Origin of the sequence: Corynebacterium sp. HMSC067D03, from assembly GCF_001811185.1 — a bacterium.
GTDB lineage: Bacteria > Actinomycetota > Actinomycetes > Mycobacteriales > Mycobacteriaceae > Corynebacterium > Corynebacterium coyleae.
Genome location: NZ_KV803820.1, coordinates 263,207 through 278,616, shown reverse-complemented (window position 1 = coordinate 278,616; position 15,410 = coordinate 263,207). Strand labels below are relative to the sequence as shown.

Below are 15,410 nucleotides of genomic sequence, written 5' to 3'. Positions count from 1 at the left end.
ATTGTACACTCGCACCCATGCCTATCCCGGAGTTCATTGTGGAGACCCGTAAAAAGATCGGCACCGACCTGATGTGGGTGCCAAGCGTGTGCGCGGTGGTGTTGCGCGACTCGGCCGACACCTCCGACTGGGCGGTGCCAGACGTGCTGCTCGTGCGCCGCGCCGACAATGGGAACTGGACCCCGGTGACCGGCATCGCGGACCCGAGCGAAGAGCCTCACATGGCCGCGGTGCGCGAAGTGCTCGAGGAGACCGGTGTGGAAGTCGAGCCGGCGGCAATCCTCGGCGTTGGCGTGGTTGGCCCGGTCACGCACGACAACGGGGATAAGGCGACGTACATGTCGGTGCAGATTCGTTGCGAGGCTACAGACCCCACCGCCGTGCCCATCGTCGGTGACGACGAGTCGGTCGAGGTCGGCTGGTTCCCGATTTCCAACATGCCGGTGACCGACCCGAAGTGGCGCCTGACCATCGCCGATGCCGCAGCGCAGCGCCGCCACCCAGGCAGCTTTACCCCGCGCATGGGGCTGAAGAAGCGGTGAGATTCGGCGTCGACGTCTCCGAATACCAACGAGGCTTCGACTTCACCGACTTCGACTTCGCCATCATCCGCACCACGGACGGCACCTACCGCGACCCGTGTTTTGAGCAATTGCTTCTCGACGCCACCACCGCCGGCTGCGACACCTCCACCTACCACTTTCTCCGCGCCCCCTCAGAGGGCACGACGGTGCAGCAGCAGGTGGAGGTGGCGTGTGAGGTGCTCGTCGATACGCAATTGCCCATGTGGCTCGACGTGGAGTCACCCGCGGGGCTTACGCTTGACGACGTCCACACCGCTGTAGAGTGCTTCACCCAAGCTAGCGTGGAAGTGGCCGGGGTTTACACCAACGCCTGGTACTGGCGCCGGCACATGGGGCTGGCCAGCCCTGCACAGTTTGGGGAACTGTGGCTCGCGCACTGGGGCGACAACACCGTGACGGACCCGGCGCAGTTGGGGAAGTGGCCGCGCCCGCTCGGGTTCCCGGAGCCCGCGGTGTGGCAGTTCACCTCCCGCGGGCGCGTTGACGGGATCGAGGTCGACCTCAACGTGGCGCGCTAGGCCGCCATCTGGGGCGCAGCCTTCGAGGTCTGGGGCGTCTGCGTCGACTGCGAGTTGTTGTCCCGGCGACCTTCGATAACCCAACTGATAAACCTGCTCGAGCACACCGTCCAGTGAGCGAGCAGCAGGAACGGAATTGCCAAGGCAACGGCGTCCAGCCACTGCGATCCGTTGACCAAGGCAACTTGGTGGCCGCCCATGCTCACCGTGCCCGGCGGGAAGGTGCACGACCACCAGGCGGGGGAGTACTGCGCCCAGCGTGCGACGTTGGGGTAGAAGGTGACCATGGCGTAGATGGCCAGCGGGATGGACAGCATAAGCGCCACGTAGCCGTAGTGGACCGAGAAGTAGCCGGGGTAGAGGATCTGTAACGCGGTAGTGGATTGGCCGATCACGCCGAGCGGCACCCATGCGGTCGCAGAGTTCGGGCCCGACAGATCAACCTCACCGTGCCAGGCAGCCCAGTAGACGCGCATGAACACCGGCACTGCGGTCAGCAGCGACATGAAGAAAAACACTGTGCCCATGACGTGGTAGATCTGCCCGTAGTCGCGGGCCAGCCAGCCGGCCACAGACGCGGAGATCATCGGGCCGACAAGCGGCAGCCCCCACGTAAACCGTGGTTTTCCTTCGAATCGCGTGAGTTGGATCGCCCAGGTCAAGGTGGTGACGGGCGCGCCGATCCAAAAGCCGACCAGGCGGTACACCGGCACATCCGTCAACCCAGACAGTGCGGCGCCGAGCGCGAGGATTCCGATGAAGAACATCGACCATTCCGCCATTGAGGTGCGTTTGAAGCTCGGCTGGCGGTATGTGACAAAGCCAACCACTAATACAACGAGGATTGCGGAGGCGATCGCTGCGAAGATGCTCGCGCCAAGCATCATGTTCTTTTCGACGAGCAGTCGCGACACGATCGACGTACCCATGAGGCTGCCGCCCCATGCGGGGCCGGCCGGAGGAAGTTGGCGGAGCTTGTTCATCACCCCATGTATGGTAATCCCTTTTGTTGTACCTGGCCATTCGGCAGTTCGGGATACTCATCCTCTGGCACGCGCAGGATGTCGGCGACACTACCGATGTTATGTGAAGTTATGTGGTTTGTGTGGAGTTGTGTACTTTGTGTGGAGTTGTGTGGTTTGGGTGTTTTCCCACGTCAAACGGATACGATCCAAATCGCTACCGCCACTCTGGACACTAAAGTGCAGCGGCGCCGAAGAGCGAACCCACCGCAAAAGTCATCGCTAGGCCGAGTGTTCCACCGACGACGATGCGCAGAACCGGGCGGAGCACCGGGGAATCGCCAAGCTTTGCCGACAGTGCGCCGGTGAGTGCAAGCGCAACGAGCGTCACAGCGAAGATCGACACAATGCGGACGGACTCCGGCGCCAGTATCGCGGTCACAAATGGCAGCACCGCACCCAAGATGAACGACAGGAACGACGCGATACCGGCTGACCATGGATTGACCTGCTGGTGCTCCGCAAAGCCCATGGAGCGCTCCGAGTCGCGTTGCGACGACACCGAGACGTATTCGCCAAGCGCCATCGACACAGCACCACCAACGACGGCGGCCAAACCGGACATGGCAATCGTCGTCTGGTTCGCGGTCGCGCCCGCTACACCCACGACGACAGCCGCCGTGGAGACAATGCCGTCGTTCGCGCCAAGGACGGCCGCGCGGAGGCGGTTGAGCCGCTCGCTGGTGCCAGGCTCAACGTGCTGCATCGGGTGCAGGTCGTACACCACCGGGCAGTCGGCGGAGCAGTCATTGGGGCGTGCCATCAGATCAGTCATAGCGCCCACTATGAACCCATTGTTTTGCCTGCGCAAGCATGTATAGCCTGACCTTCCGCAGGTCAGGCTATACAAAGTTATCTAAGGCTTAGCGGAGAACGAGGCTATTTCAGCCACCATCGAGCCGCTGTTTTGCCTCTGATTTAGCAGTCGAAGTACATCTCGAATTCCTGCGGCGTTGGGCGGAGGCGCACCGGGGTGATCTCGTTGTCGTACTTCAGCTTGATGTAGGTCTCGATCAAGTCTTCGGTGAACACGTCGCCCTCGGTGAGGAAGTCATGGTCAGCCTCAAGCGCCTGCAGGGCAGCCTCAAGCGAGGTCGGTGCCTGCGGGATGTCCTTGGCCTCTTCTGGTGGCAGTTCGTAGAGGTCCTTGTCCACCGGGGCGTGCGGCTCGATGCGGTTCTTGATGCCGTCGATACCTGCCATGAGCATGGCTGCGAAGCCGAGGTAGGGGTTGCCCGACGGGTCCGGTGCGCGGAATTCGATGCGCTTCGCCTTCGGGTTCGCACCCGTGATCGGGATGCGGATGGCAGCGGAACGGTTGCGCTGGGAGTACACCAGGTTGATCGGGGCCTCGAAGCCCGGCACTAGGCGGTGGTAGGAGTTCAGCGTCGGGTTGGTGAAGGCGAGTACGGCACCTGCGTGCTCGAGCAGGCCGCCGATGTACCAGCGGGCGATGTCGGACAGGCCGCCGTAGCCGGACTCGTCGTAAAACAGCGGCTCGCCGTCCTTCCACAGCGACTGGTGGGCGTGCATGCCCGAGCCGTTGTCACCAGCGAGCGGCTTCGGCATGAACGTGACGGTCTTACCGAACTGGGTGGCAGTGTTCTTCACGATGTACTTGAAGTCCTGCAGATCATCCGCCGCATGCAGCAGGGTGTTGAAGCGGTAGTTGATCTCCTGCTGGCCGCCGTTGCCCACCTCGCGGTGGAAACGCTCGATCTCAAAACCGGATTCAGCCAGGTTGCGCACCATCGCGTCGCGCACCTCGACGGTCTTGTCGTGCGGCGGGACGGGGAAGTAGCCACCCTTCACACGGTTCTTGTAGCCCAGGTTTGGGCCGCCATCGACATCAGCCTCGGCACCACGGTTCCACCAGCCTTCTTCCGCGTCGATCTCGTAGAACGCAGTATGGGCGTCCACCTCGTAGCGGATGGAGTCAAACAGGTAGAACTCGGCCTCGGCGCCGATCGAGCAGGTGTCTGCGATGCCGGTGGAGCGCAGGTACTCCTCGGCCTTCTTGGCTACGTTGCGCGGGTCGCGCGAGAACGGTTCGTGGGTGAACGGGTCGTTGACAAAAAACTTCACGTTTAGCGTCTTCGAGCCACGGAACTGGTCGAGCTTCGCGGTGGCCAGGTCCGGCATGAGCGTCATGTCGGACTCTTCGATCGTGGTGAAGCCGCGGATGGAGGAGCCGTCGAAAGCGAGGCCCTCTTCCATCACGTCTTCGTCGAACATGGAGGCCGGGATGGAGAAGTGGTGTTCGATGCCGGGCACGTCGGTGAAGCGCACGTCAACGAATTCCACCCCCTCGTCGACAATGAACTTTTTAACGTCTTCGATGTTGTCGAAGGACACGGGCGGTACTCCTCGTCGGTCGGCTGTCATAAGCGGTTACAAGTGTAGACCTGTACACCGCTAGGCTCATAGAGTATGGCTGCTAATCGACGACCTGACTGGCGCAACGGCCCAGAAATCCCTAATCAATTCAACGGCGAGGACCATCTGCCGTCCTATCCGGGGGAGTTCCTCGGCATGCCGGAGAAAGGTGCCGGCTCGCAAGCATCGGTGGCGCGACGCATGGGCGGGGTGCTCATCGACTGGACAATCTGCGCGATCGCCGCATCCCTGATCACCCAGAACACCTCAGCGTTGGGGGACAAGTACACGCTGACCTACCTGCTGTGGATCGTGCTGGGAATCCTGGGAGGCTGGTTGTTCGCCCGCACCCCAGGTATGGCTGCACTCGGCATGGGGGTGGCGCGTGTAGACGAAGAAGCGCCGGTGGGACTGTGGCGCGCAGCGTTGCGCACCATCCTCACCGGCTTCGTGTTGCCCGCAGCGCTTGTCGACGCCGACGGGCGCGGCATGCATGACCGCGCCACCACCACAACAGTGATCCGCTCCAGGTAGCGAGCGGATCATAGGGGGGATTCGGGGGTTACTTACCGCCCTTGCGCTCTTGCATACGGCGCATCTTGCGGTTCATACCCGCCATGTTCTGTGCCTGCTTTGGCAGTGGACCACCCGGCAGGCCCGGCATCTGGCCGTTGCGTGCGCGTGAATCCATTGCGTCCAACTTCGCTGCGAGGTTGTATACCTCGTTCTTCTGGTAGTTCTTCGGCAGCTTCAGCAGGTGCTTCTGCAGATCGCGAGTGCGCACCTGGTCTTCGCCTTCACCGACATACACCTCGTAGATCGGTACACCAGCCAGCAGACGGTCGACGCGCTTGTGCTCCTTGGACATCAGGGCCTTCAAACGGTTCGGGTTACCCTCGCCGACCAGGACCACACCCGGGTTGCCCACCACGCGGTGGACGGTGTCCATGGAAGCATTCGCCTGCACGCCGGTCTTAGTCAGCCACACGATGCCCATCGTGTGGCGCATGTTCTCCAGCGTCCAGCCGGCAGCGCCTGGGGTGTCGCCGACCTCTTCGTACATGGAGCGCTCCAGGCGGCGGGAGAAGACAAACATTGCCAGCACGGCACCCAGAACGAGGCCGAAGACGAGCCAGAGCCACTTCATGCCCCACCACAGGCCGAGGAGGAAGAATAGCAACCCGACGCCGAGCACACAGGCCAGCATGATCGGGATAAGCGCCTTGTCGCGCTTACGCTGAATATTAAACGCCTGGACGATTTGCCCGCGCGTTGCCTTGCTCTTCGCGCGCTTCGCCGCGCGCTGTTCCTGTTTCGCAGCCTTTGCGGCTGCCTTGTCCTGCGTCTTAGCCATGGCCAATACTGTATGCCACAGCTAAGACGCGGGCCAAAGACCCCTAACGGGTCTCTACAGGGTGGTCCTCAGACGCGCCGTACTTCTTCAGCAGCGACGAGGCTTCCTGCGCGGTCTCACCCTGAGACGTTTCCGCGAGGTGCTTCAGGTTCTCCGGCAGTTCGAGCCCACGGTGCTTCATTGCTTCCACGTAGAGCTTGCCTGCACGGTAGGAGGAGCGGACCAGCGGGCCGGACATGACAGCGCCGAAGCCCATCTCGTAAGCAGCGTCGCGGTACTCGATGAACTCTTCCGGCTTCACCCAACGGTCGATCGGGTGGTAGGTCGGGCCTGGGCGCAAGTACTGCGTAATGGTGATGATGTCGCAGCCGGCATCAACGAGGTCGTTGAGTGCCTCCAGGACCTCTTCACGGGTCTCACCCATGCCGAGGATGAGGTTGGACTTGGTGATCAAACCGAAGTCACGTGCCTGGCGGATAACGTCCAGAGATCGCTCGTAACGGAATGCCGGACGGATGCGCTTGAAGATGCGCGGGACAGTCTCCAGGTTGTGGGCGAAGACCTCAGGGCGTGCTTCGAACACTTCCTGGAGCAGATCCGGCTTGCCGGAGAAGTCCGGAGTGAGGTTCTCTACGCCGGTGTGCGGGTTGAGCTCGTGGATCTTGCGGACGACCTCTGCGTATAGCCAAGCACCCTCGTCTTCGAGGTCGTCGCGGGTCACACCGGTGATGGTGGAGTAGTTCAGGTTGAGGCTCTTGACCTCTTCTGCCACGCGACGCGGTTCGTCGCGGTCCAACGGATCCGGTTTGCCGGAGGCGATGTCACAGAAATCGCAACGGCGCGAGCAACGCGATCCGCCGATGAGGAACGTTGCCTCACGCGATTCCCAGCACTCGTGAATATTGGGGCAGCCGGCTTCCTGGCACACGGTGTGCAGCCCCGCTCCCTTGACCTTTTGCTTCATGTCCTCGTATTCGGGACCGGTCTTTACAGAGTTGCGGATCCAGCGTGGTTTCTTCTCAATTGGTGTCTGCGAGTTGCGCGCCTCAACGCGCAGCAGCTTGCGTCCTTCTGGTGCTACAGTCACGCCCCCTACCGTACATGTTTTGTCAAACCCTTCGACGGGTCCGGCCGAGTGGCAAACGTATGGTCCGCTACCACCAGTTCACCAGCCAAAGCTCGCTTGAGTTCGTGCACGACAGGGCCAGCCATATCGGCAGGCGTGATGTCGCGTCCGAGTTCGAGCGACATGGTGGTCACGTCGGCGTCGTCGATACCGCAGGCGACGATGTGTTCGTAGTGTTCGAGGGTGTTGTCGCAGTTCAGGCTCAGCCCGTGCATGGTCACCCCGCGGGTGATACGGATGCCAAGTGCTGCGATCTTGCGCTCACGTGTCGAGGCCTCAGGGGAGGCCGCCTTGGTTTCAGCGGGTACCCAGACGCCCGAGCGGCCGTCGATACGCCCTGCGGTGGTCACCCCGGCTGCCCGCACGGTTTGAATGAGGGCTTCTTCGAGGCGGCGCACATAATCGACGACGTCTACCGGCTCGGCCAACTTAATAATCGGGTACACCACGAGTTGGCCTTCGCCGTGCCAGGTGATGCGACCGCCACGGTCCACCGTCACAACCGGGACGGGGTAGGAAGCATCCGGCATATCCTCCGGCTGGGTGCGCTTGCCGGCAGTGAATGTGGAGGGGTGCTCCAACACCAGGATGGTGTCGCCCACCTCATCCTTGGCGCGCTGCGCGGCAATCTCGGCCTGAAGATCCCAGGCCTGCTGATAGTCCACGAGCCCCAGCTCGCGTACGTCAATGGGCGAGTCTGAGGCTCGGATGGACTTCTCTGCGGGGAAAAACGGGTCACGTGGCGCAGTCATGCGCCCAACCCTAGTCCCCGGCAGAGATGTGTACTACACGCCGTTAGCGGCGCCGTACTCGTCGGCGGTCATGAGCGGGCCGACCTCTTCGACCTCAACCTCGTAGAGCCAGCCTTCGCCGTACGGGTCGTTGTTGATGGCCTCATACGCGCCGTCGATGTCCTCGTTGACAGCGGTGACCGTGCCGGTGACCGGGGAGTACAGATCAGAGACCGACTTGGTGGACTCGATCTCACCGCAGGTTTCGCCTGCGGTGACGGTGTCGCCGACCTGCGGCAGTTCCGCGAACACAACCTCACCGAGGCGGTCAGCAGCGACGTGGGTGATGCCCACGCGTACGGTCTGGCCAACGGCGGTGTCCGGGGTGGCGTTGATCCACTCGTGGTCCTCGGAGTAGTAGAAATCCTGCTTCAGAGCCATGATTATGCGTCCTCTCGGGTGTAAAACGGGGTTGCTGCAATAGTAAACGGGTAGCGGCGTCCGCGGATATCAATTTCCACTTCGGTGCCCACTTCCGTGTGTGCCGGATCCACATGTGCGAGTGCGACCGGGTAGCCCAGCGTCGGCGACGGCTGGCCAGAGGTGACCACGCCGATCTTGTCCTCAGTACCCGCCAGGTACACCTCGGCGCCCTGACGTGCGGCACGGCGCTGCTCAGACGTCAGACCAGCGATAACGACGCTTGGTTCACGACCGGTGAGCGCCTGCTTACCGACGAAGTCCGCCTCCTTCTTTGCAAACGCACGGCCCATCCCGGCCTCCACCGGGGTGATGTCGGTGGTCAATTCGTTGCCGTACAGCGGCATGGATGCCTCGAGACGCAGCGAGTCACGTGCAGCCAAACCACACGGGGTACCGGAGCCGATGACGGCGTCCCACACGGCAACGGTGTCTTCGGCCGCGCAGAACAGTTCGAAGCCGTCTTCACCGGTGTAACCGGTGCGAGCGACAAACACGTCGATTGTCGCTTGGTTCGAGCGAAGCGAGAACCAAGCGCCGGAGTAGTACTCAAGGGCGCCAGCATCGCCGTCCAGCAGCGGGTTGAGCACCTCGAGGGAGCGCGGACCCTGGACGGCAACCAGGCCGGTGGCTTCGGAGTCGTTGCGCAGCTCGACGTCGAAGTCCCCCTTGCGTGCCTCGAACGCCGCCCATACGGCTGCGGTGTTGCCAGCATTGGGCACAACCATGAAGTGGTCGTCGTCGAAGCGGTAGGTGATCAAGTCGTCGAGGATGCCGCCGTTTTCATCGACAATCATCGAATACTTCGCCTTGCCCACCTTCAGGATGGACATGTTGGAGATCAACGCGTAGTCCAAAAACGCTGCAGCGTCGGGGCCCTTGACGTCAATTTCGCCCATGTGGGACAGGTCGAAAATGCCAACGTCGTTGCGCACCGCGCGGTGCTCTTCCAACTCGGAGGCGTACTTCAGCGGCATGGTCCAGCCACCGAAGTCGGTGAAGGAGGCGTTGAGCGCCTCGTGCTTAGCAAACAGGGGAGTCTGTGGCATGGGTGTTCTCCTTACTCCTAGTTGTCGGTGCCGTTAGTGTCGTCAGTGATGTCGAAGGCCTCCGGCGGCGGGCATGCGCACTGGAGGTTGCGGTCGCCAAATGCTTCGTCAACACGACGCACTGGCGGGAAGTACTTCTGGTGGACGAGACGATCCACCGGGTAGGCGGCCTGCTCACGGGTGAACTCGTACGGCCACTCGTCACGGGCCACGCTGTGCGCGGTGTACGGCGCGTTGTGGACCACGGAGTTTTCGTACTCAATCTTGCCGTCAATGATCTCCTGGATCTCCGCACGGATGGAGCGCATTGCCTCGATGAAGCGGTCGATCTCAGCCAGGTCCTCGGACTCGGTCGGCTCCACCATGAGCGTGCCCGCAACCGGGAATGCCAGGGTAGGGGCGTGGAAGCCGTAGTCCACCAGACGCTTGGCCACATCGGCGGCGGTCACACCGGACTGATCGGTGAGTTCGCGCAGATCCAGGATGCACTCGTGGCCGACAAGCCCGTTGTTGCCGGTGTAGAGGACCGGGAAGGAGTCGTTGAGTTCGTTCGCAATGTAGTTCGCGTTCAGCACCGCGTGCGCCGTGGCACTGCGCAGTCCTTCCGCACCGGACATGGCGATGTACGACCAGGAAATCGGCAGCACACCAGCCGAGCCAAACAGGGTGGAGGCCACCGGCACGCCAGCCGAGCCGTCGATCTCCGCAGCGGCCTGCTCCAGCGGCACGTTCGGGTTGGACGGCAAGAACGGGATGAGGTGCTCGGCCACACCGATCGGGCCAACACCCGGGCCACCGCCACCGTGCGGGATGGTGAACGTCTTGTGCAGGTTCAGGTGAGACACGTCGCCGCCGAAGTCACCCGGGCGGGCGATGCCGGTCAGGGCGTTCATGTTCGCGCCGTCGATGTAGACCTGGCCGCCAGCCGCATGCACCTTGTCACAGACCACGCGCACGTCTTCCTCGTACACGCCGTGCGTGGAGGGGTAGGTGAGCATGATGGCTGCGACGTGGCCTTCGTGCTTGGCCAGCTTCTCGTCCAAGTCGTTGATGTCGATGGAGCCATCGGCAGCAGTCTTGACGACGACCACCCGCAGGTTCGCCAGCGTCGCAGACGCCGCGTTCGTACCGTGCGCCGACGCCGGAATCAGGCAGATATTGCGCTCGGTATCGCCGTTGGCCACGTGGTAGCGACGGATTGCCAACAAGCCCGCCAACTCGCCGTTCGCACCGGAGTTCGGCTGGACGGACACCTCGGCGTAGCCGGTGATTTCGACCAGCCAGGAGCGGATTTCGTCGATAAGTTCGCGCCATCCCTCGGTGTACTCGTCCGGGGTGAAGGGGTGCACGTTGGCAAAATCAGGCCAGGTAATCGCCTCAAGGCCCGCGGTCGGGTTGAGCTTCATCGTGCAGGAACCCAGCGGGATCATCGTGCGGTCCAGCGCCAGGTCCTTGTCGCCGAGTTCGCGGATGTAGCGCATCATCTGGGTCTCAGAGTGGATGCGGTTAAACGTCTCGTGGGTGAGGAACTCGGTCTTGCGCACAAGTGCCGCAGGGATACGAGACTCGCCGGTCGCAGCCTCCGCGCCGAAGCCGGCCAGCAGCGCCGAAACATCCGCATCCGTGGTGTCCTCGCCAAAAGACACGCCGACCGTGTTGTCGTCAATCGCGCGAACGAGGTAGCCCGCCTGCGCAAACTTATCGACGACACCACGCGCCCCGTCAACCTCCACCGCAACAGTGTCGAAGAACTCAGCATGCTTGACCTTCACGCCAGCCTTCTCAAGAGCGGCAGCAAAATCCGTCGCGCGCTGGTGAATCGTGCGAGCGATCTGCGTCAGCCCGTCCGGACCGTGGTAGACCGCGTACATCGACGCGGTGACCGCAAGCAGTGCCTGAGCAGTACAGATGTTGGACGTCGCACGCTCACGACGAATGTGCTGCTCACGCGTCTGCAACGCCAGGCGGTATGCGGGGTAGCCCTCCGCATCCTTGGACACGCCAACGAGGCGGCCCGGCATCTGACGCTGCAGCTTCTGGCGCACCGCCATGTAGGCAGCGTGCGGGCCGCCGTAGAACAGTGGAACACCCAAGCGCTGGGTGGTGCCGATTGCGATATCCGCACCGAACTCACCAGGGGACTCCAACAGCGTCAGCGCAAGAATGTCCGCGTCAACCGCAACCAGGCCACCACGCTCGTGGATCGCCTCGATCACCGGACGCGGATCCGCAACGTCGCCCTCGGTACCCGGGTAGGCAAACACCGCGCCCACCAGGTCCTCGCCGACAACACCCTCGGTGAGGTCAACAACCTCAACCTCAAGATCAATCGCACGGGCGCGCTCTGCAGCCACGTTGATCACCTGCGGATGCAAACGAGCATCCAACAGCACACGGCGACCCTTCTTCACCACACGAGCCATCAGGCCAACTGCTTCCGCGGCGGCTGAGGCTTCGTCGAGAAGCGAAGCGTTCGCAATATCCAAACCAGTCAGATCCTGCACCATGGTCTGGAAATTCAGCAGCGCCTCCAGGCGCCCCTGAGAAATCTCCGGCTGATACGGGGTATACGCGGTGTACCAGCCAGCATCCTCCACCACACCACGACGAATCACCGGTGGCGTGAGAGTCGAGTTAAAGCCCTGGCCATAGAACGCGCGCAAGACCTTGTTCTTGCCAGCCAACTCACGCAGACGAGCCTGAGCCTCGTACTCCGTAAGCGCATCCGGCAGATCAAGCGGCTGCTCAGCCAGGATCCCGCCTGGCACCGCTGCAGCAATCAGCGCATCGATACTTTCGTAACCCAGCGCGTCCAGCAATTGCTGCTGTTCATCCTGGTTTGGGCCAATATGACGGGAAATGTAATCCAACTGAAGGCTCCTTATCTCGGGGCGTACGAGCACGCCCAAGCATAGCGGGCAAACACGTCCGTGACACCCACCAATAAGACAAAGCGGTCTACCAGGGTTTTAGAACTCCCTCACGTCCGCTGCACCAAACAACCACGTCACCGCAATCGCGCCGGGATCCGGCACGTCCTTTGCGCTTTCTCCCAGGTAGGAGGCCCGGCCCTTCTTCGCCTGCATACCGCGGGTGGACTTTGCGCCCTCAACTGCGGCGGTGAACACTTGCTCCAGGACGTCGTCCACAGTCGCGGCACCGCCGAGTGCTTCGGCGGCTCTTGCCGCGGGCGCGAGGGCGTCGATAAGTGTGTTGTCGCCCTCCTTCGCGCCACCGAGCTCAGTAATGGCAGTCACGCCGTTTTGCAGGCCCTCAGCCAGCGCCTTGCCAAACGCAGCGCCGTCCGCTTCCCGCGAATCCACATTGGCGCGCTCAAACACGTCAGCCATCTCGCGGAAGAACGTGCCCAGCACCGCCCCCGACGTACCACCCGCGCGAACCAACATCCGATGGGCGAAGAAGTTCAGCACCTCGGAATCATTGCCCCGAATCGGGGTAGTCATATCACCGAAGGCCGCCTCCATGTTCTGGCCAAAGTCGCCATCGCCGGCCTCGCGGTCTAGCGCCGTCAGGTCGTCGTAGGCAGCTGCGAGGCGATCCACAAAGGCCGAAAGCCACACGTTTGCCTCGCCGCTGTCTGGCTGCTGTTCGTCGTCCGTCATCGTGGCGTCGGAATACTGCGGGTCACGGACCAAATCAGGCCAGGCTGGTGCCTGGGTTTCCGCGTCGAGCAGGCTGATGAGCTCGTCGTCAAGCGCCGTGACTGTAAGCGAAATACCAGCCATGTTCAACGACGTCACTAGCGAGCCACGCATTCCGCGACGCACCGTCACGCCACGATCCGACAGCTGTTTGAGCGCCTCGCCGAAGACCAGATCGAGCTCCAGCTCGCTTGTGCCACCCAGGCCGTTGACAAAGAGCATGGCATCACCCACCGCAACACCACTGTCCTTGAGCGAAGCCAGCACCGCATCGAGTAACTCCTCAACCAGCGCCTGCGCCGACGGCTTCGAATCTGCCTGATCACGACGCTCCACACCCGGCTCACCGTGAATACCAACACCGACCTCAATCTGGCCCTCCTCCAGATCAAACGTTGCACGGTCGCTGGTCGGGGAGTGGCCAGGCTGCAGCGCCACCGCCATGCTTCGCGACTGATCCGCCGCCCGCTGCGCAACCTTCGCAACTGCGTCGAGGTCGTCGCCACGAGCCGCTGCAGCGCCCGCAATCTTCTCGACGATCACCGTCGCCCCCGTACCCCGCCTCCCCGGCGAGTCATCGTTATCGATCTCAGTGGCCACATCGTCAGCCACCAACACCTGCTTCACCTCCGCATCGGCGTGGTTGCCCGCCACGGTGAAGTTCATGACGTCGCCCGTGTAGTTCTTCACCACATGCACAACACCACGGCCACGATCTGCCCACTCTGTTGCCGCGCCAATCTGCACCGCGTTCGGGGACGTAAACAGCAGCCCCGGGCAAGCCGCGTCCAGCATCCCCTCGCCGACGAACCCGGCGTGCATCGGCTCGTGGCCCGACCCGCCGCCGGAGATGACGGCGACGCGGGCGGGGGAGTCGTCGTCACGCAAAAGCCCCACGAACCCCTCGTTGTGCCACTCCGCAAAAGGATGCGCGGCCACAAGGCCGCCGAGTGCCTCGCGCATGAAATGTTCAGTGTTGTTGCGGAAAGATTTGAATGTGCCTGTCATGCGCGCCAGTGTAAACATAAAAAGAAGGCCCGGCACTGACATAAATCAGTGCCGGGCTTTCGCCTGCTAGAGGTTAGATATCGAGGTCAGCCTCGAAGTCACCCTCCTCGATGCGGTCCTTGATGGTCGTGACGAAACGACCAGCGTCCGCACCGTCGATCAGCTGGTGATCGTAGGTGAACGGCAGGTAGCACATCTGACGGATCGCGATGGAGTCAATGCCATCCTCGGTCACGATGACCGGGCGCTTCTCAATCGCAGCCGTACCCAGAATGCCAGCCTGCGGCGGGGTCAGCACCGGAGTATCCAGCAGCGCACCCTCGGAACCAATGTTGGTCACCGTGAAGGTTGCGCCAGACAGGTCGTCCGGACGCAGCTTCTTGTTGCGTGCGCGCTCGGCCAGGTCGGTGATCGCCTTCGCAATCTCCGCAAGGTTCTTCTTCTGCGCCTGCTTGATCACCGGCAGCAACAGACCCATCGGGGTATCAACAGCGATACCGATGTTGACGTCCTCGTGGTAGGTGATCTCCTTCGCATCCGCGTCGTAGGAAGCGTTCACGTTCGGGTGGGACACAAGCGCCTCTGCCGTGGCCTTGATGAAGAAGGCCAGGTACGTGATGTTTGCGCCATGCTTCTCGACGAACGCCGGCTTCACCTTCTTGCGCAGCTCCGCCACACGGGTGACGTCGACTTCCTGCACGTGGGTGAGCTGAGCAGTGGTCTGCAGCGACTCGACCATCTTCGCAGCGGTGATCTCGCGGATGCGGTTCACACGCTGGGTGGTGCCGATGAGCTCCGCCTTCGCCGGATCCACAGACTTGGTGGACCAGTTCGCACGCTCGCCCTTCGGCTGCTGTGTCTGCTCCTTCGTCGAAGACGCAGCGGTGGTGCCCTCAGCCTTACCGCCCTCAGCGGCAGCCAGGACATCCTGCTTACGGATGCGGCCACCAACACCAGTGCCCTCAACCGTGTTCAGATCAACGCCGTGCTTCTCAGCCAGCTTGCGCACCAGCGGGGTGACGTACGGGACGTTGTCGCCGTTGTTGACCTTCGCCGAAGCGTTCTTGGAGTCGGTGGATGCAGCCTTCGGCTCTTCCTTCTTCGGTGCTTCCTTCGGCTCCGGCTTCTTCTCTTCAGCCTTCTCCTCGGCCTTTTCCTCAGCCTCTTCGACCTCGTCCTCGGCCTCGTCGGCGGAGTCGTCGGAAGCAGCAGCGGCGTCAGCGTCGCCGATGACCACGATGACGTCGCCCACCTCAACGGTGTCGTCCTCTTCAGCGAGGATCTCGATGATCGTGCCAGCAACCGGGGACGGGATCTCAGTGTCGACCTTGTCGGTGGAGACCTCGAGCAGCGGCTCGTCGACCTCAACCTCGTCGCCGACTTCCTTCAGCCAAGTGGTGATGGTGCCCTCAGTGACAGACTCACCGAGCTCCGGCATCTCAACCTTGGTGCCCTCACCAGAGGACTTCTTCGGAGCAGCCTTCTTCTCTTCCTTCGGCT

General features: G+C 62.4%; 14 protein-coding genes. 3 read left to right on the top strand and 11 right to left on the bottom strand.

Annotation, left to right across the window (positions count from 1 at the left end; genetic code table 11):
* Positions 1-17: 17 nt before the first annotated feature.
* Together HMPREF2785_RS07045 and HMPREF2785_RS07040 are read left to right on the top strand one after the other, a co-directional pair.
* Positions 18-542: an NUDIX hydrolase gene (locus tag HMPREF2785_RS07045; protein WP_070614609.1), complete on the top strand. Its 525-nt coding sequence runs from the start codon at positions 18-20 to the stop codon at positions 540-542.
* Positions 539-1,102, top strand: a complete 564-nt coding sequence (locus HMPREF2785_RS07040; protein ID WP_070614608.1) for a glycoside hydrolase family 25 protein — start codon at positions 539-541, stop codon at positions 1,100-1,102. Before HMPREF2785_RS07045 ends, HMPREF2785_RS07040 begins: the two co-directional genes overlap by 4 nt.
* Here the strand turns inward: HMPREF2785_RS07040 and HMPREF2785_RS07035 are convergent.
* The 3 genes from HMPREF2785_RS07035 to glnA form a co-directional block, all read right to left on the bottom strand.
* A complete protein-coding gene (locus HMPREF2785_RS07035) occupies positions 1,099-2,085 on the bottom strand; it encodes a TDT family transporter (RefSeq protein ID WP_083308912.1) in 987 nt (328 codons plus the stop codon). The two genes, HMPREF2785_RS07040 and HMPREF2785_RS07035, sit on opposite strands and share 4 nt — an antisense overlap.
* A gap of 214 nt (positions 2,086-2,299) precedes the next feature.
* A complete protein-coding gene (locus HMPREF2785_RS07030) occupies positions 2,300-2,830 on the bottom strand; it encodes a VIT1/CCC1 transporter family protein (protein ID WP_208856598.1) in 531 nt (176 codons plus the stop codon).
* A gap of 212 nt (positions 2,831-3,042) precedes the next feature.
* A complete protein-coding gene (glnA, locus tag HMPREF2785_RS07025) occupies positions 3,043-4,509 on the bottom strand; it encodes a type I glutamate--ammonia ligase (RefSeq protein WP_371326013.1) in 1,467 nt (488 codons plus the stop codon).
* Positions 4,510-4,554: 45 nt separating this feature from the next.
* On the opposite strand from glnA, the gene HMPREF2785_RS07020 reads away from it, so the two are divergent.
* Entirely contained in the window at positions 4,555-5,034 is a 480-nt protein-coding gene (locus HMPREF2785_RS07020) for an RDD family protein (RefSeq protein WP_070614606.1), read from the top strand.
* A 28-nt stretch (positions 5,035-5,062) separates the two neighbouring features.
* Here the strand turns inward: HMPREF2785_RS07020 and HMPREF2785_RS07015 are convergent, their stop codons facing one another.
* The 8 genes from HMPREF2785_RS07015 to sucB form a co-directional block, all read right to left on the bottom strand.
* Positions 5,063-5,854 (bottom strand): DUF4191 domain-containing protein, encoded by a 792-nt coding sequence (locus tag HMPREF2785_RS07015; RefSeq protein WP_070614605.1) that lies wholly within the window; start codon positions 5,852-5,854, stop codon positions 5,063-5,065.
* 43 nt (positions 5,855-5,897) lie between these two features.
* On the bottom strand, positions 5,898-6,941 hold the full coding sequence (gene lipA, locus HMPREF2785_RS07010) for a lipoyl synthase (RefSeq protein WP_070570133.1): 1,044 nt from the start codon (positions 6,939-6,941) through the stop codon (positions 5,898-5,900).
* 5 nt (positions 6,942-6,946) lie between these two features.
* Positions 6,947-7,732, bottom strand: a complete 786-nt coding sequence (gene lipB, locus HMPREF2785_RS07005) for a lipoyl(octanoyl) transferase LipB (protein WP_070614604.1) — start codon at positions 7,730-7,732, stop codon at positions 6,947-6,949.
* A gap of 33 nt (positions 7,733-7,765) precedes the next feature.
* The gene (gene gcvH, locus HMPREF2785_RS07000; protein ID WP_070422154.1) at positions 7,766-8,152 is read right to left on the bottom strand and encodes a glycine cleavage system protein GcvH; all 387 of its coding nucleotides are present in this window, start codon (positions 8,150-8,152) and stop codon (positions 7,766-7,768) included.
* Positions 8,153-8,154: 2 nt separating this feature from the next.
* Positions 8,155-9,240, bottom strand: a complete 1,086-nt coding sequence (gene gcvT / locus HMPREF2785_RS06995) for a glycine cleavage system aminomethyltransferase GcvT (RefSeq protein WP_070614603.1) — start codon at positions 9,238-9,240, stop codon at positions 8,155-8,157.
* A gap of 17 nt (positions 9,241-9,257) precedes the next feature.
* Positions 9,258-12,110, bottom strand: coding sequence for an aminomethyl-transferring glycine dehydrogenase (gene gcvP / locus HMPREF2785_RS06990; protein WP_070614602.1), 2,853 nt, complete (start codon positions 12,108-12,110; stop codon positions 9,258-9,260).
* 99 nt (positions 12,111-12,209) lie between these two features.
* Positions 12,210-13,910 carry a dihydroxyacetone kinase family protein gene (locus tag HMPREF2785_RS06985; protein ID WP_246821181.1) on the bottom strand — a complete coding sequence of 567 codons (1,701 nt, stop codon included), beginning with the start codon at positions 13,908-13,910 and terminating at the stop codon, positions 12,210-12,212.
* 73 nt (positions 13,911-13,983) lie between these two features.
* Positions 13,984-15,410: 2-oxoglutarate dehydrogenase, E2 component, dihydrolipoamide succinyltransferase (gene sucB / locus HMPREF2785_RS06980; RefSeq protein ID WP_070614600.1), on the bottom strand; the 1,427-nt coding region annotated here is incomplete at its 5' end.